This window comes from Sediminispirochaeta smaragdinae DSM 11293 (assembly GCF_000143985.1).
GTDB lineage: Bacteria > Spirochaetota > Spirochaetia > DSM-16054 > Sediminispirochaetaceae > Sediminispirochaeta > Sediminispirochaeta smaragdinae.
This window is the reverse complement of record NC_014364.1, coordinates 3,800,467-3,820,744: the sequence shown is the minus strand read 5'-3', so window position 1 is coordinate 3,820,744 and position 20,278 is coordinate 3,800,467. Positions and strand designations below refer to the sequence as shown.

Below are 20,278 nucleotides of genomic sequence, written 5' to 3'. Positions count from 1 at the left end.
TACACTCTTGATGAAATTGGTATATACATCTGTACAACAGGGGGGACCGATGGAAGAAGAGCGCTTTCCAGTCGACCGGCTTCGATTGTCGAGAATCTATACGGGAAGGGAGTGGGAAAGCCTTCCCGAAACGCTTCTTTCCTGTCCAAAGGTGGAAGAAATTTACGGCCCTCTCAAATTTCCTGCCGTTCACCCCGACCGTTGCTACACCTTTGGTTCTTTCGTCATGTCGATCGACGGTCGTATTGCATTTCCCGCCTCACCCGACGGAACCTTGATTGCCAAAAGCAATAGAAACGACCCCGACGGCGGTCTCTGCGATTACTGGATTCTCAACCTCCTGCGGGCTGCAAGCGATGCGGTGATCATGGGTAGTTTGACCATCAAGCGGGAACCGCGTTTGACCGGAAGGATCTTCGATCCCGCCCTGCTTGAGCAACGTTGTGTGGAAGGGAGAATGCCGGTTCCTCTTCATGTCATACTTTCACGCAGCGGTGCGAACCTGCCGCTTGATCATAGAATTTATGCAGATGACACTATCCCTGTTGTGACGGTTCTCTCTCCTTCCGGGGCCGCAGCCCTCAAAAAGAGAGACCCCGATCGATTTATTCCCTTTTCAGGTGGTCGGGAAGAGCTTTCGCACTATCTTGGTGGGGAAAAAGAGGGGCTCTGGCACCGCTCCCTCCTGCTTCCCGCGGGAGAAGGGGACCAACTCCTTTCTTCGGAGGTGGTACGCCTCCTTGCCGGAGCGGGAATCCGGCGGGCCCTTGTTGAGAGCCCCACGTTTCTTGCCTCGCTGCTGGCTTCCGGAGATCTTGATGAGCTCTTTCTCAATACCTCCGGCATCTTTGTCGGAGGAAAGGCATTAACCATCGGCGAACAGCTAGGTTCGTTTACACCGGAAAGCCATCCTCATGCAAGGGTCTTGACCATGCATGCCCACAGCGATGCCTTTTTCTATACGCGCTATCGTTTTTCCGACTGATTTGAGTGACTTCCCGGCTAAAGGCTTGCTCTTTTATTGTCCGGCGGAACGTCTCTCTGCTTCCTGCTTGACGTTCGCCATCATGCCCTCGACAACGTTTTCAATTTCGTCTCCGATGGGGAAATGGAAGAGTTCGTTAAAGAGCAGATGTGTTGTCCCGTCTTCATTTTCGGAGAGGTTGTGCACGCCGGTATAGTCCTTCCCCTCTCCATTTATCCCGATATAGGCAAGTTGTTTCGGCTTTTCGTAGTAGATGAACTCTTCATCCACATACCAGGCCTCTCCGGTGGAAGGATCGAAAAGATCCCAGTGACTTTTCATACCGAGACCCTGTTTTATGTCCGATGTTATGGTGACCTTGCGAACATTCTCCTCGAGCTGTTCAAAGAGTTTGATGTCCTCAATGACTTCGAAAACCGTAAGCATCGGGGCAGAAATATCTGCCGTCTTTGTAACAAGGCGATCGGTCGGATGTTTTTTGGCCGGAGCCGCCGGATATCCCATGGTCCACCTCTTAGATGTAAGTTGATTTGGTCTATGACCATGAACATCATATCAGGCCCTGTTCTGTTTATCTATAGATCGTCCAGGCTGTGACCCATCCGCTGCCATAAGAGATGAGCGGTCGGCTCGTCCACAATAAGCTCTTTCACATATCCAGCCCGGAGTGCTGCGTGCAGACCATGGATTTTGGCCCGTCCTGACACCACGCAAATGGCGCGAGGGGCCTTTTTGTAGAGTTCAAGGGATGGGCCGCTTGCCCGTTGGTTGATGGGGATGTCTTTGTAGGTACCATTTTCACGGAAGAAAACCGTTGCAAGGTCTCCCACCACCCCCTGTTCTTCCAGGGACTGGATGTCTTCCGGTTCGAGATAACCGCTGGAGTAGATGTGACTGGGAACTCCGGCATCCACGGCCCCTACACTGTAGAGGAGTATATCGGCATTGTTCTGTGTTTCAATGATTTTCTTGATACTTCGTTCCCTGAAAAGGGCTTCCTTCGTTTCTCTGTAGTCGAAGAATGTGGGAACGGGAAAAAGAAGATAACTCGCTTCGTAGTTTTCGGAAAATTTCTGAAGAATGTTTGCGGCATAGCGGTTGTCGGGGGTATAGGTATTACCCGAACCGTTCATCTGAACGATGGTAATGCCCGGCATTCGCTTGGGAATAAGATGTACCGCGATTTCGCTGATGGTGGTTCCCCAGGCGACGGCGAGGGTACAGCCCGGTTCGAGGATTTCATTCAGATAGTTGGCTGCATATTGCGCCACATACTCAAGCCAGACCATCTCGCCAAGCAGCTTGGGAACGGGAACGATGTGGACATTTTCAAGCCCGAAGTGATCTTTAATACTCTGTTCGAGAGGAAGCAGCTTGTTTTCCACATTTACAATGCGAATTTCAACCATGCCGCTTTGACGGGCATGGCTGAGCAACCGCGATACCTTCGGTCGGGAAAAATTCATTTCCTTGGCAATAGCCTCGGTGGTCAGGCCGTGATAATAGTATAATGTAGCTACCTGTAAGGCTTCCTGATAAATGCTTTCCTGGGATCTCATATTATCTCCGCAGTTTGACAGGATCCGATTCCGAAGCTTTGCAAAGTACAAATGGAGGATGGGTCCCGTACTCCCGACTTAAAAGGCCAAGCTTTCGTTTCTCGTACTTCCCCGCCTATGTATTACTCGCTACCTCCCCGCTGGCGACAAGATCTATACCCAGCCCCTTCCAGTTCGACAGCACAATGTCGCCCACATGCACCGGAGCATCAAGTTCAATGGTCCTGCTCTCCGCTGCAAGTTCAAGAAGCATGGCTTTGGGAATTGCCTGTGGAGTCCAAACAGGTGCAAGGGGCCTTACACCATTACGAACCCTGACCGATGTGGGGAGAATCCTCCGAGGGTCTTCAATCTCCTGTTTGACATATTCCGGACCCAGTTTACAATTATTCCCCTCCATTTTCAATATTTCGTGCTTATCATTTAGAACTGTATGGATCTCACATCCCCGGGGACACCGGAGACATATATCGGTTCTCTGTTCAATATTACTCATGATATCACCGCCGTTAATTCTCCTGATTTTATCTCTTCCAAACGTGCCAACTCTTTTTCCTTCAGCTTATGAAACATCATCTCCGCAGGGCGGGCATATTGCTCCTTGAAGGAGACGACTGTTTCATCTCCATACTTAAGTTCGACCGTCACCCTATGTTCTATGAGGGCATTCGGCCGTAGGGTTATCGATGTCCCCGTCTCATCGTTTTTCGTGATCATGATTTTTTGCGGTACGACACTGCCGACATTGCGTCCCGGCTTCAACCTGATTCCCAGCTGCGAATCAATACGTTCATTCCGTGCATAACGTGCCGCATTGAGACCTGCCAACTCACCCGCCTGACTCACATAATCGACCAGATCGTAGACGAAGGTGACATTTCCCGCAGCAAAGATGCCGGGAATAGAGGTCATCATATAGCTGTCGACAATCGGACCGTTTGTTCTTCGATCAAGTTTCACACCAGCCTTTCTCGATATCTCGTTTTCCGGGATCAAACCCACGGATAGTACAAGGGTATCGCATTCTAGGATTTCTTCACTCCCTTCGATTGGGTTGTACTGTTCATCTACTTGAATCGTTTCAATTGCCTCTACACGGTCGGCTCCCATGATCTTGTTGACCGTGGTGGAGAGGTGAAGGGGAATGCCATAATCCTGAAGGCACTGTACATAGTTTCTGCGCAGGCCGGTAAGAAAAGGTTGCAGTTCCAGCACGCTGAGAACCTTTGCTCCTTCGATGGTGAATCTGCGGGCCATGATCATTCCGATATCACCTGAACCGAGAATGACGATACGTTTTCCCGGCATGTATCCTTCGATGTTGACCAGCCTTTGGGCTGTTCCCGCGGTATAGATTCCCGCTGCCCGTGTCCCCGGTAATCGTATCTGTGACCTGGTTCGTTCCCGGCATCCCATCGCCAGGACAATGGCTTTTGACTGTAGATGGAGATAGCCCATCGCCGAGTTCATGGCATAGACCTCTTTTTCGGCACTGATCTCCAAAACCATCGTATCGAGCAAGATTTCAATGTCGTAAGAGCGAAGTTTCTTCTCGTACATATAGGCATATTGGGGACCGGGATAGTCCCTGTCGAAATTAACGGCTCCAAAACCGTTATGGATGCATTGAGGAAGAATCCCTCCGAGGCTGTCGTTTCGCTCGATGATGAGAACCTTTCCCTTCCCCTCTTCGTAGGCCTTGATGGCGGCAGCCATTCCCGCCGGCCCCCCGCCTATCACAATTACATCATACTGCTTTGTTGTTTCCATCGGTACCTCCGGCTTCCACTATCTCTTTGGTTTTGCGGAAAAGAAAAACCGATCCGGGTCCTCTTTTCGTAATTTCCGTCATCGGTATATTGAGCTCCCGGGAAAGAATTTCCATGGTTCTCGGGTAGTCAAAACTTCCCTGACAGCGTCCGGTTCCGAGCCAGGTCCTCCGCTTTATGGCATCGTAGGTCACCGCAGGAATCGGCGCATGAATTGCCGCAACGATTTCTCCTTCGGTCACCTCTTCGCAACGACAGACGATACGACCGTATGCCGGATTTTTCCTAATAAGCTCCGCACGTTCGTCATGGCTTAGCTTTGCAAACCTGACGCGGGGCTGACGGGTCGGCTGGTACTCTTTTTTCTCCTCGAAGGATTCTCCCGCCTCTTCCCGAAGGAGCCGCTCGACCTCTTCGGCGATTGCCGGTGAGGAGACATAACCCGGTGATTCGATTCCTGCAAGATTTATGAGTCCTTTGACCCGTTTTGAGATTTCGATCAGAAAGTCACGGTGTGAGCCATCGGGACAGTAGTTTCCGGTTGCCCGTACGCCTGAGAAGGTGGCAATGACATCCTGCGCACTGATTGTGGGCACTACCTTTTTGGATTGTTCGAGAATTTCGCTTAATCCGAATTTTGTGACTGCAGTATCCTCTTTTTGCTCAATAGCGTGGGCATTGGGGCCTATGAGGGTATTTCCGTGTGCCGTCACCGAAACCAGAATTCCCTTTCCGTTTTCCGTCGGCATGGGAAAAATAACGTTGGAGACTTTGACCTTTGCCTTGTCGAAGATCATATATTCTCCGCGCCTGGCCGTTATGACAAAGTCGGGACGATCTCCCACCATATGCATGATCTCATCGCTGTGAATTCCTGCAGCATTGACGAACCAGCGGGCATGAAAATCACCCCTGTTCGTTTTGACGGTCGTTAGTTTCCCTTCTTCCACCACCATATGTTCCACCTCGGTGTTGAAGAAGAATTGCACACCGTTCAACGCTGCGTGTTCCGCCGCCGCAACCACTCCTTCGAAGGGGTCGATGACGCCTGCTGTTGGTGTCCATAATGCCCCCGTGCATTCGGGGGAAAGATGGGGTTCCCTGGCAAGGGCCTGTGCCCGGCTCCACATCTCCACTCCCTCGATGCCGTTTTCGTTCGATCGCTCGTATAGTACCTTAATCTGTTTTTTTTCTTCGGGATTCATGGCCACGACCAACGCGCCGGTATCGCAGATTTCGACGCCAAGTTCGGGAGCATACTGTTTCCACAATTCGTTACCGCGTTTGTTCATTTTGGCTTTCATCGTTCCTGGTTCGGGATCGTGGCCGGAATGGAGAATTGCACTGTTTGCCGTGCTCTGTCCCATTCCGACATCCACCTCTTTTTCCAATACCGCAACCGATAGCTTAAACTTCGATAAGCGTCGGGCCACCATTGAACCGACAATACCGGCTCCGATGATAACCACGTCAAAATTCTTGGTCTCCATGAGTTTTATCGTTCCTCCCGTTTTTATGTTTGTTGTGGGATTTCTCGGGCCCTTGTTTAGGGTAGAGCGCTAGTGAACAAATGTCAACTAAAAAATAACATTAGTTCAATTTGGCCCGTGTAATGTCAGGCTAACAATAATGAAATCCTTTCAGAGAACGCTCTTGCTTGCTTTTCTTGCTATCTCCCGTACTGCCACTGATTTCTATATTACGAAACGCAGTAGTTCCTTCTGGAACTCCCTGTAAAATTTTCGTTGACAAATGAAATGGCCGGGTTTAGCATCTTTTATAGCGATGCATATCAAATGTTCTTTTTTCAGGCACGTTTGTTCAACTTCTTTTGTCAGTCTTCTTTCTTAACTACATATTGGCTGCATTGCGAGTGCGGTATAGCGGGTTTTCAGCTGAGGCGGGTTTCTCTTCCCGGATGTTATCCGGGCATAGATAAAAACTTTTTAGGAGGTGGGTAATGGCATTTACCCCGATGCAACAGTACTTTGCGGAGTTTATCGGAACAATGGTGCTGATCCTTTTAGGAGATGGCGTCTGTGCAAACGTAAGTCTCGCAAAGAACAAAGGAAATTCCAGTGGGTGGATCGTTATCGCTACCGGATGGGGCCTGGCAGTGGCCTTTGCTGCATACATTACTGGGTGGGTTTCCGGCGCGCACATCAACCCCGCAGTCACGATCGCTTTTGCAGCAATCGGTATGTTCCCTTGGGCAATGGTTCCGGGCTTTATCATTGCTCAGATGCTGGGAGCCTTCGTCGGTGCCGTTCTTGTTTACATTGCGTACAAGGACCATTTTGATGCGACCGATGATGCCGCTGCTAAGTTAGGGACTTTTGCTACGGGACCGGCAGTCAGAAATCTTGGTAGAAACACTGTCACGGAAATTGTTGGCACAGCAATGCTGGTTTTAGGACTCCTCGGGATCAGCCATACAATGGGTGGCTCCGGGACAGTGAATGCTGGAATGTCTTCTTTTGTTGCTGGTTTCTTGATTTTTTCGATTGGTCTTTCTCTGGGTGGACCTACCGGTTATGCTATTAACCCCGCCAGGGACCTCGGCCCCCGTATTGCCCATGCTGTACTTCCTATTAAGGGAAAGGGATCAAGTGACTGGTCTTATGGTTTGACTGTTCCTATTATCGGTCCGATTATTGGAGGTATTCTTGGTGGCCTTCTTTGGGTAGTCTTTCTCAATGTAACAGGAATCTAAAAAGAAAAGCAGGAGGCAGTTTGTATGGCGAAAAAATATGTGATGGCGTTTGATGCAGGTACGACGAGCAACCGGGCGATCCTTTTTGATCACGAGGGGCAAATCGTAAGCGTCGCTCAGCAGGAGTTCCCGCAGATCTTCCCGAAACCGGGTTGGGTGGAACACAATCCGATGGAAATCTGGGGTACCCAGAGTGGTGTTGCCCGGGCCGTGCTCAATAAAGCCGGTATCCAGCCGGATGAGGTTGCCGCGATCGGTATCACCAATCAGCGTGAAACCGCCATTGTCTGGGAAAAAAAGACAGGCAAACCGATCATGAACGGCATCGTTTGGCAGGACCGCCGAACTGCCGGTATCTGCGATAAAATGAAGGCCGCCGGACTTTCCGACTATGTCCGGGATACCACGGGACTTGTTATCGATGCATACTTTTCAGGAACGAAGGTAAAGTGGATGCTTGATAATGTTCCCGGTGCACGTGAGAAGGCGGAGAACGGCGAACTTCTTTTCGGCACAGTTGATACATGGATCATCTGGAACCTTACCGGTGGAGAGGCCCATGTGACCGATTACTCCAATGCCTCCCGAACGCTGATGTTCAATATCAAAAAACTTGAATGGGATGAAAGGATGTTGAAAGAGCTTGGGGTGCCTCGCTCAATGCTCCCTGAAGTTCGCCCTTCCAGTGAGGTTTATGGTTATACTGCCGAGAAAACCTTCGGTGGAGCAAAGATCCCCGTTGCTGCTGCCATTGGTGATCAGCAGGGTGCTCTCTTCGGGCAGGCCTGTTTTGAGAAAGGTATGGCAAAGAACACCTATGGTACCGGAAGTTTCGTCTTAATGAATACCGGAACGAAACCTATGGCTTCCAATACCGGACTGGCGACAACCATCGCATGGGGATTAAACGGAAAGGTAGACTACGCACTTGAAGGTTCTATTTTCGTAACTGGCGCAGCCGTACAGTGGCTCCGTGACGAATTGAAGATTGTCTCCGATGCGGCTGATACCAACTACTTTGCTCAAAAAGTGAAAGATACGAATGGTGTCTACATGGTTCCTGCGTTTGTCGGACTTGGGGCTCCCTATTGGGATCAGTATGCCCGTGGCGCGATCGTCGGTCTGACAAGGGGTGCAAACAGGGATCATATTGTCCGTGCGACTCTTGAATCGATTGCCTATCAGACACGAGACGTCGTCGAGTGTCTTGAAAAGGACTCCGGCATCGAGACCAAAGAACTTAAGGTCGACGGCGGTGCGAGCATGAATAACTTCCTCATGCAGTTTCAGGCCGACATCCTCAATGTCCCTGTTCTCAGGCCGAAGATCGTGGAAACGACCGCGCGCGGGTCTGCGTTCCTTGCCGGTCTTGCAGTAGGTTTCTGGAAAGATCAGAAGGATCTTCAGAACGCGTTTGAACTGGATCGAAGATTTGATCCTGCTCTTGGTGAGGCGGATCGGAATCGGCTCTATAAGGGCTGGCAGAAGGCTGTGGAAAAAGCAAAAAAGTGGGAAGACGAAGCGTAAAACACTTCGTGTATCGAAGCTTTCGTGTAAAAGGTGTCTCTTCGGCTTTGCCGGAGAGCACCTTTTATTTCAGCATTGTTTCCATGACATGAAACAATTGGTGGGTATCCACCGGTTTTGCAAGAAAACCTTTCATTCCGACACTTTTACACTTCGTTTTATATTCATCACTGTCATATGCTGTTACGGCAACGATGGGAATTTCGGCCGTTTCCTTATTCATGCCGATATTTTTGGCAGCCTCGATTCCGTCCATCACCGGCATGCTGAGATCCATCAGAATAAGATCAGGTTTATGCTGTATTGCCTGGGTGACGGCTTCCTTTCCATTATTCGCCTCGATCACGATATGACCGGCTTTTTTCAATAGAACGGAGAGGAAAAGCCTGTTGATCATTTCATCTTCCGCAATCAAAATCCTTCGGCCTTCCATGGCATGCTCTGGTTCCTCGGTTTCGCTTTCCTGACGGATGATCTGGAGCCCTTCGCTCCAGGGCAACTTTACGGTTACTTTGGTCCCCACCCCGTATTCCGATTCCAGCTCGATGGTTCCGCCGAGACTATCGACTTCTTCTTTTACGATGGATAGGCCGATGCCGATGCCTCCGTAGGTTCTTGTTATCGGCTGTTCACACTGGTAGAAACGATCAAATACCTTGTCCTGCTCCTCTTTGGGAATTCCTATACCTTGATCGTTGAGGATTATCACCATCTGTTTTTTTTGTGCGGATACCTTGCAGGAAATTTCTCCGCTTTCGCTGAACTTCGATGCGTTGGAAAGCAGCTGATTGAGAATATGACTGACGGCGTCACCGTCACCCATAAGGCGTTTTAGCCGTTCATCCACTACTACCTTGTACTGAAGTCTTTCATTACGTCCATCCGATTCATACATGCTGACAAGACTTCGAACCAAATGATCTATATTAAAGTGACGTTGGGTGTCGTCGTTTTTTCGGCGCTCTATCGAGCTGAGGGTAAGCAGCGATTCGATGATGTCCAAAAGCTTTTCACCGGAATGACGAATCATCTCTAAATATTCCAGCTCAATCGGGTCCTTCACCCTATTTTGCAACAGCGAGACAAAACCAAGAATACCGTTGAGCGGGGTTCTCAGCTCATGGCTAACATTTGCCATAAGCATCGATTTCTTATTGTTTAACTCTTTTTCTCTCGATATGCCGACCTCAAGGGCCTGCTGCATTTCTCTTTGAGTGGTAATGTCCTTGAAGACGCAATAGCTGGTCATGCCGGTTTGTTCATGCGGAAATCTGATGCACCCCTCCATTGCGATACGTAAAAAGGTTCTGTCTTTTTTTCTTATTTCATATTCGGTCGTTCGTTCGTCATATTCTGAATCAGCGGCGATGAACTGGCTGCGAAAGCGTTCGATGTACTCTTCCTTTAGAAAGCTTCCGAACCATCTGCCGATTACCTCTTCTTTTGTATAGCCGAGGGTCTTTTCCCAGGCAGGATTTACATCGATAATATTCCCCTCCTGGTCAAGGGCCTGATACGGATTGGGAGATTTGTCGTAGAGCATCAGATATTTTTGGTATTGTTCTTCCAGCTCTTCTCCTTTCCTTCTTATCTCGGTTTGATCATAGGCGAATTCCATTGCCCCGGTGATCTTTCCTGCCGGGTTTTTTAATGGGAAGGCAACCACCTCCCAGATGCCGTTGGCTCCATGATCTAAGATTGCTTTCTCTATTTCGCCTGTTTTCAGGCTCTTTTTCACGGGGCATGTGGGGCAAATTTCCGATTGCCCTCTCCACAGGTTAACGCAAAAAACCTTCTCCCCTTCGAAGGCCTCAAAGGAAAGATTTTTACGTGCTGCCTTATTGGCCCAGACAATATGTTGATCGGTATCTAAATAACAACAGATCTCAGGCAAATTCTCAAGAACAAAATTTTGGATCTCTTTCGGAATAAAACGATTGAAAATATCATCATTATTATTCATACCGAAATAGTAATCGATTTATATCATCATTTCAAACAATTTATTGACTGCTGCCAAGTACCTGTCGGGGAATAGTTATCAGAAATTTGGTCCATGGCTCCCTTCGTAATTCTACCTCTCCGCCCAGTTGTTCGGTCAGGCTGCGGATTAACTGTAATCCGAGTGTTTGACTGTTATCGAAGTCGATCTCTTTGGGGAAAGATCGTCCGCTGTTTGAAAGAATCAGCAGAAAATCATCCGAGGCTTCAAGCCTTTTCAGCACGACGGAGAACTCAGCTTTTTCTGAAGGGATAAAACCGTGTTTGACGGCATTTGTAGCTACTTCGTTAATGATAAGCCCTATGGCTACTCCGGTCTTTGCCGGAATGAGAAGTTCGGGGACATCGATGTGCAATGCCACCTCCATATTTGCAGCCGTCAAAAAGAGCGGGGTGAGGAGGTCCGTTATATACTCTTTTAGCTTAATATTGAGCGTACTGTTGGAACGGCTCAATTTATCGTGAATGGTCCGGATCGCTTCAAGCTGGGAACGGATATCCGAAAGATCGCTGTTGGGGCCCATGGAGAACTCTTTAAGGCTGATAAGGGAAGAGACCATTGCAAGGTTGTTCTTGATTCGGTGGTTCATCTCCCTCATGAGTGCGTCTTTCTCATCCAGGGCCTTTCGCAGTTTCTCTTCTACTTGTTTTCGTTCGGTTATATCGGTATGTACGGCAACAAGCCTGAGGGCTTTGCCGCTCTTATCCCGTTCCACGGCTTTGCCTTTTGAGAGTATCCACCGCAGGGTCCCGTCCTTACTTACTATCCTTTGTTCAAGCCGGAAGGTATCACTTTTATTATCAATGCAATCGCGGTGTGCCTGAATTGCTGTGGGCCGGTCTTCAGGGTGGAGCATGTTTGTCCATGAGGCAATGGTTCGCGGCAGGGTTCCGGGCTTATAGCCTACTATTGCTTCGCAAGCGGGACTGAAGTACACCTCGTTGGAAGAAAGGGTCCAGTCCCATAAGCCATCATTTGATGCTTCCATTGCATAGCTAAACCGTTCTTCACTCTTTCGCAGGGCGATTTCTGCGTTTTTATGTTGGGTGATATCGTAGGCAAAGAGCTGAACGAGTCGCTGTTTTCCCGCCTCGTACGGGGTCGGTTGAAAGATATTCGTGTAATGTCGTTCATCTCCTTCCGAACACTTCACGGTGTCGGTATATTCCATCTTTTTATTTGTTTGTAAGCAGTTGCGAATACGATCAAGCAATACCCTGGAAAAGCCGGGAAAAAGTGAAGTAATGGCCTTGCCGGCAAGGTGTTCTTTCGCTGCTCCCACATCTTCCGCCGCCGCCTGGTTCAGATCGACGATAACCCCGTTGCTGTCGAAGATAATAATAGGGTGAATGGCCCCTTCAAAAAGCGATCGGTACTCTCGCTCTTTTGCCGAGAGCCGCTCTCGCGCAAGCTGGTACTCGGTCACGTCTCTTCCATTGATAATAGAAAATTGATATTGCCCGTTATGATAGAATAGTGCCACATTATCCTCGATCCATGCATATGAACCATCTGATTTGATGATCCTGTAGCGATGTCGTAGGCGCTTGCTTCCGTTTGCGATTGCGGCCGCGATATTGTTTTTTACTCTCGGCAGATCGTCAGGATGAACGCGTTTGAATAGATCGTCTAGGGATATCTCGCGATCGCCCAGTGATGTACATCCCAGCATCTGTAAATAGGCCGGAGATACAAAATTTGTTTTATGATTTTCGATAACGGCAATACCATCGCTGCTGTTGTCTGCTACCCAACGATAAAGGCGTTCTTTTTTTACGAGCTCTTTTTGGGTTCGGAAGAAGTCGTACGCCATGTTCAGGACTTTGATAAGAACATATTCACCGGATGCTTTGAGAATATAGCCATAACTTGGTATATCGCGTATCAGGTCAAGGGCTTCTTTGTCTCGCCTGTCTGTTAGAAAAAGGATAGGCAGTTCCCTGAGCGCAAGAATCTGACGGGCTGTCTCTGCCCCATTCATCGATCTATCGATATCAATCTCCGTTAAGACGATCTCTATTTCTTCATGGGCGTTGATTATGGTAACGGCTTGCCGGCCTGTTTGTGCTGTGGTAACCCTATGGCCGTGCCGCTGAAGGAGTTCTTTTCCGGTCGATGCGATAATTCCATCGCTATCCACCAGAAGAATGTTCCGAGGCTCCTTGTTTCCCACTGGCCTCTGTTCCTCCTGGATATAAAAAATATCTAAACTATCTATTATAATAGTACCTTGCAAAGTGAAAAGCAAGAAAAGTGTACATTTCCTTGTTTACGACCGCACAGGAAAAAAATGCAACAAGAAGTAAAATAAAAACAAATTTCTCCTTGTTGTTGCAGTAAAATGAATATTCAGGTAGTATTTGCAACAATAAGTGAATAATTATTCATTTTGTACGAAAATCGTTGTATTTTTATACGGGAGGCGACTGTGAGCAACACGCTGCTTTTACTGAGCGACGGAAGCTGGTTTCCGGGTAATGGTTTTGGATCCCCTGCTCCGTTGCTGGATGATGTTCCGAAGGAAACAAGCAAAAACGCTGCTGGAGAGGTTGTATTTAATACCAGCATGAGCGGGTATCATGAGATGGTAACCGATCCTTCTTATGCGGGGCAGATCCTTGTCTTTACCTCTGCCCATATCGGCAACTACGGCTGTGATGAAGATTGGAGTGAGACCGGTGTTTCTGCCGATCGAAATGAGCGTTTTTGTCCAAAGGCCGCTGCGGTTGTCGTCAGAAATCTCTACAGCGGACCGATCCCGGCCGGGCGAATCTCCTTTTCTCATTTTCTCGAGAGCTACGGCATCTGCGGAATCTGCGGCGTGGATACCAGGGCTTTGACCATCAGCCTGCGGGATGGAGGAAGCCGCAACGGAATGCTTTTTCGCCTCAATGACGATGCCCGGTTCCCCTCCGATAGCTGGCTTGATGGGGCCCTGAAGCGCGTCAGGGCCATCCCTTCCATGGAGGGGCAGGCCCTCGCGCGCAAAAGCGGAACGGAGAAAGGGTCTTCGGCCGTCGAAAAGAGTTTTTCTGCGAACGAGGCGAAGGTTAGGGTCGCTTTGATTGATTACGGGGTGAAGGGCGGTATCATTCGGGAGTTGAAGCGTTGCGGTTCCGACGTTGTTGTGCTTTCCTCTGTTTCAACTGCGGAAGAAGTACTTTCTCTGCATCCAGATGGTGTGCTCTTATCAAATGGTCCTGGTGATCCTGCAGTTCTCGATCTTGAGATTGCAACGGTGGCCGGTCTTGTCGGCAAGGTTCCCGTTTTCGGAATTTGCCTGGGACACCAGCTCCTCGCCACGGCCCTGGGAGGTAAGACAAGAAAGATGGCCTTTGGCCATCACGGCGCTAATCATCCCGTACGGGAGATGGCCACGGGACGTGTCTATGTGACGAGCCAGAATCACGGCTTTGAGGTCGATCCCGATTCTCTTCCCGAAGATGTTGTGGTGAGCCATGTGAATGCCAACGATGGATCGGTTGAAGGTATCATGCATAAACATCTGGCAGCCTCATCCGTTCAGTTCCATCCCGAGGCCTCTCCGGGACCGAGAGAGGCGACGATCCTATTCGATCGCTGGATCGATACGCTTTTACAGAATAAAAACGAGGTGCATCCATGAGCGCGAGAGATGATATACATACTATTTTGATCATCGGCAGCGGCCCTATCGTCATCGGCCAGGCCTGTGAGTTCGACTATTCCGGAAACCAGGCTGTCAGGGCCCTCAAGGAGGAGGGGTATCACGTTGTTCTGGTAAATCCGAATCCCGCCACGGTTATGACAACACCGGGGAGTGCCGATGCCATTTACCTCGAACCCCTAAGCCTTGAGAGCCTGACCGCGATCATTGAGAGGGAGCGTCCCGACGCTTTACTGAGCACCATGGGGGGGCAGACCGCACTCAACCTTGCCGGCGAGCTTGCCCGTGCCGGGGTCCTCGAGCGCTTCGGCGTCGAGATTATCGGTGCTTCTATGGAGTCCATCGATTTGGCCGAAGACCGGGGCCGTTTTAAGGAGGTCGTTACCTCCCTCGGCCTGGAGTCTCCCGTTTCCGTCCTGTGCCGACAGGTGCATGAGGGCCTTGCCTTTGCCGAACAGGCGGGCTTTCCTCTGATTGTTCGTCCCAGTTTCACCCTGGGAGGCAAGGGAGGAGGGGTTGCGAATAGCCTGGAGGAGCTGGAGCGTCTCCTCGCCGAATCCCTGCGGGAGAGTCCTGTAGGTACCGCCCTTGTCGAAGAATCTCTTATCGGCTGGCGGGAGTTCGAATTGGAGGTGATGCGGGATAAGGCCGACAACGCGGTAGTCGTCTGCTCCATCGAAAATGTCGATCCCATGGGGGTTCATACTGGAGACAGCGTGACGGTTGCCCCGGCCCAGACCCTTACCGAGATAGAGTACCAGCGTATGCGGACCGCTGCCATCGATATCCTTCGTGCCGTTGGTGTGGACTGCGGCGGCAGTAACGTACAATTCGCCATGCCGAAGGATGGAGAACGCATGGTGGTGATCGAGATGAACCCTCGAGTCTCCCGTTCTTCGGCCCTTGCCAGCAAGGCCACCGGCTTTCCTATCGCCCGCTGTTCGGCGAAGCTCGCCGTCGGTTACACCCTTGATGAGGTCCTCAATGAGATTACGGGAAAGACGGCAAGCTGTTTCGAGCCTGTACTCGATTACTGTGCCGTCAAGGTCCCCCGGTTTGAAACCGCCAAATTTCCCTCCGGCTACCAGCTTCTCGGTACCAGAATGAAAAGCGTGGGAGAGGCCCTTGCCCTCGGTCGCTCTTTCTTGGAAGCCCTTAATAAGGCCTTCCGTTCCCTCGAAGAGGGGCATGAGGGGCTCGAACCCTTTGAATCTCCTGAGCTGATCGCCGATGCCGGTAGAATTCTCGCCTCTCCGCATCCAAAGCGACTTCGCGCCGCCCTGACGCTTTTGGGACAGGGCCAATCCCTTGAAGCGGTCTCTTCCGTCAGCGGCTTCCATCCCTGGTTCCTTTCCCAACTCCTTGAGCAAAGCGGCTTGGAACAGCAGATCGCCGACGGAGGGCTTTCATCGGACGGGGAGGGAGGCGATCTGCTTCTTTCCGCAAAGCGTATGGGGCTCAGCGATCGCCGGATTGCCAGGCTTGCGGGGTTGGAACCTGCTGCGGTTTCTGCCCTACGAAAGCGCAGCGATATGCGGCCTTCCTACCATCTGGTCGATACCTGTTCGGGAGAGTTTGCTGCCGAGACCCCCTATTTCTACTCGACCTGGGGAGAGAAGGATGAGGGAGGCTTTCTCGAAGGCTCTCGCCGGGTCCTGATCCTTGCATCGGGACCAAACAGAATCGGACAGGGACTGGAGTTCGATACCTGCTGCACCATGGCATCGGCTGCCTGGAGGAAACGTGGGGTCGGTACCATCATGGTAAATGCAAATCCCGAAACCGTCTCCACCGACTACAACAGTTCGGATCGGCTTTACCTTGAGCCCCTTGCTGCGGAAGAGGTGCTCTCCATTATGGAAAAAGAGCAGATTCGCGATGTTGTGGTACAGCTCGGGGGACAAACCCCGCTAAACCTTGCTGAAGAACTTGAGGCCGCCGGTGCAAACATCATCGGAACGGCATCATCCTCTATTTCAAGGGCCGAGGGGCGGGGATCCTTTGCCGACCTGGTTCGCAAGCTGGGGCTTCGACAGCCCGATAATCGGAGCGCTTCGACCGCTGCCGGAATACGGGATGCTGCGGCCGATCTTGGCTATCCGGTTTTGCTGCGTCCCTCCTTTGTCCTCGGCGGAAGAAGCATGTATATCGCCTACGGTCCCGAAGAGCTTGAAGCCTTTCTGGAAACCAAGCCCCCGATGGGCGCTTCCCGCCCCATTCTTGTCGATCGTTTTCTCGAGGATGCCTTTGAGTATGACCTTGATGCGGTCAGCGACGGCCAGTCGATCTATATTGGGGGGATCATGCAGCATATCGAGGCGGCTGGGGTTCATTCGGGAGATTCTGCGGCCGTTTTTCCAGCCTGGAAGCAGCTGCCTGAGATGCACCGTCAGATGAGGCAGGCTGCCCTCATAATCGCAAGGGAGCTCCCGATCGTCGGTTTCCTCAATATCCAGTTCGCCGTGCGGGACGGAGAGCTCTACCTTCTCGAAGTTAACCCCCGCGCCTCACGTACCGTTCCGTTCCTTTCCAAAGCCTCCGGGGTCGACCTGCTCGATCTGGCCGTGGGAATCTGGAGCGGCAAAACGCTTACCTCCCAGGGGGTCATCGGAGAAGATGGTATCGGTGAGGGACACTGTGTTGTCGGATGGGCGGTGAAAGAGGCCGTTTTTTCCAGTGAACGATTTCCTGATTTTGATCCCCTGCTCGGGCCTGAGATGCGCTCGACAGGGGAGGTTGCCGGCTTCGGTTCCGATTTCGGCGAGGCCTTTGCAAAGGCGGAAATCGCAGCTGGAAACATCCTGCCGGTCGATGGAACCGTCTTTGTTTCCGTCAACAGGCGGGACCGGAGAACCATACTTCCCACTGTCCGCCGACTTGCGGATATGGGCTTTCGAATAGCCGCTACCCGTGGGACCGCCTGGGACCTTTTTCGCAACGGCATCATGAGCGAGGTCATTCTGAAGGTCCATGAAGGCCACCCCAATATCATCGACCACCTTCGTAGGGGAACGATAGCCTTGGTGATAAACACCCCCATGGGAAGCAATGCCCGGCGTGGTGACGATGAGATTAGAAGTGAGGCCATGCGTCTTCATATTCCCTATACGACGACCACCAGTGCGGCAGAAGCCGCTGCCGAGGCCATCGCCCGCTTGAGAAGGGAACCGTTGGTACCACGAAAACTGCCGGAATTTAGCATATAGGCAAATGAGACTGCTGCCCCTTCTCCGGGGCAGCTCCTATCTCTTATGTGGACTCGCGGATGATTAATTGATTGTTTATGGTAATGATCCGGCCCGTTTTTTCCGAATCGGCGATCTGTTGTATAAGCGACTGTACTGCGGCCCGGCCGATTTCCCCCCTGTCGACGGCTATTGTCGTTAGTGCCGGATTGCTCATTGCGGCGGCTTCAATATCATCATAGCCTGCCACGGCAATATCTTTCGGAACGTTGAGACCTTCTTGTTGTATTGCATGCATGGCTCCGAGGGCCAGGGTATCTGTTGCCGCAAAAACAGCGGTGGGAAGATCCCTTTGATGAAGAATCCTTTGCATCATGCTGATTCCTTCCTGGAAAGTCGTGTGTTTTGCTCGATAGGGTTCTGAGAATACGGGAATATTGTACCGCTTATGCATATCGAGATACGCACGATACCTGATGCTGAAACTTGGGTGGTTCAGGTCCTCGTTGATATGTACAATCTTGGTATGCCCCCTCTCCTTTATAAGATGTTCCATGATGCTGGAGGCGCCTCGGTAATTATCGTCGATAATGAATGTATTTTTCTTGGAATCCACTACGTTATTGATGACAACCAGCGGTATTTTTCTTTTTTCGAATTCCTTAATAACCTCATTGGGATAAAATGAAACGATCATTGCCCCATCTATGCTGTCCTGTATGAAGTATTCATCAAAGGTGTTTTCTATATCGTCCGCTGCGGCAAGGATAATGTGATAACCTTGTTCCGCCGCTTGTGCTATTGCGCCGTCAAGTACGGGGCCGAAGAATGTGTGTGCAACATATGGCGGAGATTTTCTGTACATAAGAAATCCTATGATGCCGGATTTCTTTGTTGCCATTGCCTTTGCCAGCGAGTTGGGACGATAATTCATTTCCCGAGCTTTTTCCATGATCAGACGTCTGGTCTCTTCTTTTACGCGTGGGGACCCCTGGAGCGCCCGGGACACAGTCGACTTCGAAACCCCCATGAGATGGGCAATATCAATTAATCTAACAGGCATTTCCATCTCCTCATGAAAATCTCTTAGAAGGCTCATACAAATGAAAAAAACTTTCGTCATTCTACGATGTGTGGTATCATAGAGTCAATACAACCGGTTGTATTTTTTTAGACCAAAATACAACCGGTTGTACAAACCTATGATACAGGAAATTCAGCATGGATGGTCCGATGATAACTGGGCATACGGGAAACGACGGAACAAAAGATAATTCTCTTGAGGCGGCCCAAAAGAGTATTGCACTGGGTGCCGACGCTTTTGAAGTGGATGTTCGTAGGGATAAGGATTCCGTTTTGATACTTTCGCACAATGAATGGGAACAGAATGGTTATGTTTCACATCCCCATTTATCGGAGATATTTGAATTACTTCGGCACCATCCCGAAATTCGCATAAACTGTGACCTTAAGGAGGATAACCTTCCCCTTGAAGTGATCTCCTTAGCTTCCCGTTTTGGCATAGGCTCTGATCGTCTGATACTGACCGGGCTCATTACACTCCCATATCTTGAAAAGCACCCGGAAATTACGAAGATGTCTACCGTTTACCTGAACGCCGAGAATATTCTTGAACCTGTCTATTTCCAGCTTGTTCGCCGTGAAGCGCTACAGCCATCGCATCAAAGCTTTTATACCAGGCCATGGAAATACTTACTTGAACGTATTCCCGGTATCACTCCTCATATCGGTCTTATTTCGGAGATGTGCCTGAGGCACAAGGTCAGGGGAGTCAACGTTCCATACCAGTATTTGAAAGATGAAAACATAGGCGATTTGAAAAAGAAGGGCATTCCCCTCTCGGTTTGGACGGTTAATGATGAAAACGAGCTTGTTCGATTCCTTTCCTGCGGGGTGGAAAATGTAACGACGCGAAAGGTCGTCATGGCAAAAGCGATCAGAAAGCATCTTTTGGGATTTTAGAGGGGAGAATGAAAGCTTATGAAAAGGCGGTGGTTCAGGTTATGAAGTTCTTAAATCCGAAACGGTGGGTTCACATGATGGGATACAAAAAATTCATCGAATTCATGGTTCTTATTGTGTTTATTCTTTTTTTCTATGGTCCGCTGTTGCATATGTTCATGCTGGCATTTGCGGATACATATGAGGTTCCGTGGGTCCTGCCGAGAACGTTCGGCCTGAAATGGTGGGCATATGTATTAAGTCAGAAAAGCCTTGTAAGTTCCATCTCTTTGTCGTTTATCATTGCTTTTATTACAACAGCCCTTTCTCTTGCAATATGTCTCCCCGCCGCCTATGTGCTTGCCCGTTATGATTTTCCGGGAAGGAAAATCGTCATGCTTTCGTTTCTGCTCGGGAATGCCTTTCCCCATCTTGGTCTCTTTATTTCCATGGGAATCATATTTTATAAAATCAATCTAATGGGCACCTTCCTTGGGGTCCTTCTGATTCATATGCTCGGTTCGATGATGTTGATGATATGGTTGCCTGCGGGGGCCTTTCGCAGCATACCACGGCAGCAGGAGGAAGCAGCAAGGGATGCCGGTGCCGGTCCCATACGCACGTTTTTTCATGTGACGCTTCCCATGGCCTGGCCGGGTATTGCGGTTGCCGCAATGTTTACTTTTATCGCATCGCTTGGGGAGAACCAGGGAACGCTTCTCGTCGGTCTTCCCAGATATCGAACAATGCCGGTGGAAATGTACGGTGTGATTCTTGATTATCCGGCAACGGCAGGTGCCGTTTTCGCGCTTATTCTTATTATTCCGAACCTTATCCTCCTGTTGCTGCTGAGGAAATATGTCGGCGCAGACACGATTTCAAAAGGCTTCAAGATGGAATAGTACTTTTTCATAATTTCTGAAGGGAGAT

The 20,278-nt window shown here is 50.1% G+C and carries 15 protein-coding genes; 7 read left to right on the top strand and 8 right to left on the bottom strand.

What is annotated here, in order from left to right; translation table 11 throughout:
• Positions 1-49 precede the first annotated feature (49 nt).
• The gene (locus SPIRS_RS17900) at positions 50-985 is read left to right on the top strand and encodes a RibD family protein (protein WP_013256095.1); all 936 of its coding nucleotides are present in this window, start codon (positions 50-52) and stop codon (positions 983-985) included.
• Positions 986-1,018: 33 nt separating this feature from the next.
• On the opposite strand, the gene SPIRS_RS17895 is transcribed toward SPIRS_RS17900, so the two are convergent.
• The 5 genes from SPIRS_RS17895 to SPIRS_RS17875 form a co-directional block, all read right to left on the bottom strand.
• Complete coding sequence (locus SPIRS_RS17895) at positions 1,019-1,489, bottom strand: SRPBCC family protein (RefSeq protein ID WP_013256094.1); 471 nt, start codon at positions 1,487-1,489, stop codon at positions 1,019-1,021.
• A gap of 71 nt (positions 1,490-1,560) precedes the next feature.
• A complete protein-coding gene (locus SPIRS_RS17890; RefSeq protein WP_013256093.1) occupies positions 1,561-2,544 on the bottom strand; it encodes a sugar-binding transcriptional regulator in 984 nt (327 codons plus the stop codon).
• Between the two features lie 115 nt (positions 2,545-2,659).
• Positions 2,660-2,944, bottom strand: coding sequence for a DUF1667 domain-containing protein (locus SPIRS_RS17885; protein WP_245537618.1), 285 nt, complete (start codon positions 2,942-2,944; stop codon positions 2,660-2,662).
• Positions 2,945-3,036: 92 nt separating this feature from the next.
• On the bottom strand, positions 3,037-4,314 hold the full coding sequence (locus SPIRS_RS17880) for an NAD(P)/FAD-dependent oxidoreductase (RefSeq protein WP_013256091.1): 1,278 nt from the start codon (positions 4,312-4,314) through the stop codon (positions 3,037-3,039).
• Positions 4,292-5,803: an NAD(P)/FAD-dependent oxidoreductase gene (locus SPIRS_RS17875; RefSeq protein WP_013256090.1), complete on the bottom strand. Its 1,512-nt coding sequence runs from the start codon at positions 5,801-5,803 to the stop codon at positions 4,292-4,294. Before SPIRS_RS17875 ends, SPIRS_RS17880 begins: the two co-directional genes overlap by 23 nt.
• 470 nt (positions 5,804-6,273) lie before the next feature.
• Between SPIRS_RS17875 and SPIRS_RS17870 the strand changes: the two genes are divergently transcribed.
• Both SPIRS_RS17870 and glpK read left to right on the top strand, forming a co-directional pair.
• Positions 6,274-7,026 (top strand): MIP/aquaporin family protein, encoded by a 753-nt coding sequence (locus SPIRS_RS17870; RefSeq protein WP_013256089.1) that lies wholly within the window; start codon positions 6,274-6,276, stop codon positions 7,024-7,026.
• A gap of 24 nt (positions 7,027-7,050) precedes the next feature.
• Positions 7,051-8,553 (top strand): glycerol kinase GlpK, encoded by a 1,503-nt coding sequence (glpK, locus tag SPIRS_RS17865; RefSeq protein ID WP_013256088.1) that lies wholly within the window; start codon positions 7,051-7,053, stop codon positions 8,551-8,553.
• A 64-nt stretch (positions 8,554-8,617) separates the two neighbouring features.
• On the opposite strand, the gene SPIRS_RS17860 is transcribed toward glpK, so the two are convergent.
• Positions 8,618-10,516, bottom strand: a complete 1,899-nt coding sequence (locus SPIRS_RS17860; protein ID WP_013256087.1) for a PAS domain-containing hybrid sensor histidine kinase/response regulator — start codon at positions 10,514-10,516, stop codon at positions 8,618-8,620.
• Between the two features lie 40 nt (positions 10,517-10,556).
• On the bottom strand, positions 10,557-12,728 hold the full coding sequence (locus SPIRS_RS17855; protein ID WP_013256086.1) for a PAS domain S-box protein: 2,172 nt from the start codon (positions 12,726-12,728) through the stop codon (positions 10,557-10,559).
• Between the two features lie 255 nt (positions 12,729-12,983).
• Between SPIRS_RS17855 and carA the strand changes: the two genes are divergently transcribed.
• On the top strand, positions 12,984-14,180 hold the full coding sequence (carA, locus tag SPIRS_RS17850; RefSeq protein WP_013256085.1) for a glutamine-hydrolyzing carbamoyl-phosphate synthase small subunit: 1,197 nt from the start codon (positions 12,984-12,986) through the stop codon (positions 14,178-14,180).
• On the top strand, positions 14,177-17,407 hold the full coding sequence (gene carB / locus SPIRS_RS17845) for a carbamoyl-phosphate synthase large subunit (protein ID WP_013256084.1): 3,231 nt from the start codon (positions 14,177-14,179) through the stop codon (positions 17,405-17,407). Before carA ends, carB begins: the two co-directional genes overlap by 4 nt.
• A gap of 43 nt (positions 17,408-17,450) precedes the next feature.
• On the opposite strand, the gene SPIRS_RS17840 is transcribed toward carB, so the two are convergent.
• Positions 17,451-18,449: a LacI family DNA-binding transcriptional regulator gene (locus SPIRS_RS17840; RefSeq protein WP_013256083.1), complete on the bottom strand. Its 999-nt coding sequence runs from the start codon at positions 18,447-18,449 to the stop codon at positions 17,451-17,453.
• A 170-nt stretch (positions 18,450-18,619) separates the two neighbouring features.
• Between SPIRS_RS17840 and SPIRS_RS17835 the strand changes: the two genes are divergently transcribed.
• A complete protein-coding gene (locus tag SPIRS_RS17835; protein WP_245537617.1) occupies positions 18,620-19,369 on the top strand; it encodes a glycerophosphodiester phosphodiesterase in 750 nt (249 codons plus the stop codon).
• 8 nt (positions 19,370-19,377) lie between these two features.
• Complete coding sequence (locus tag SPIRS_RS17830) at positions 19,378-20,250, top strand: ABC transporter permease (protein ID WP_013256081.1); 873 nt, start codon at positions 19,378-19,380, stop codon at positions 20,248-20,250.
• Positions 20,251-20,278: the final 28 nt, after the last annotated feature.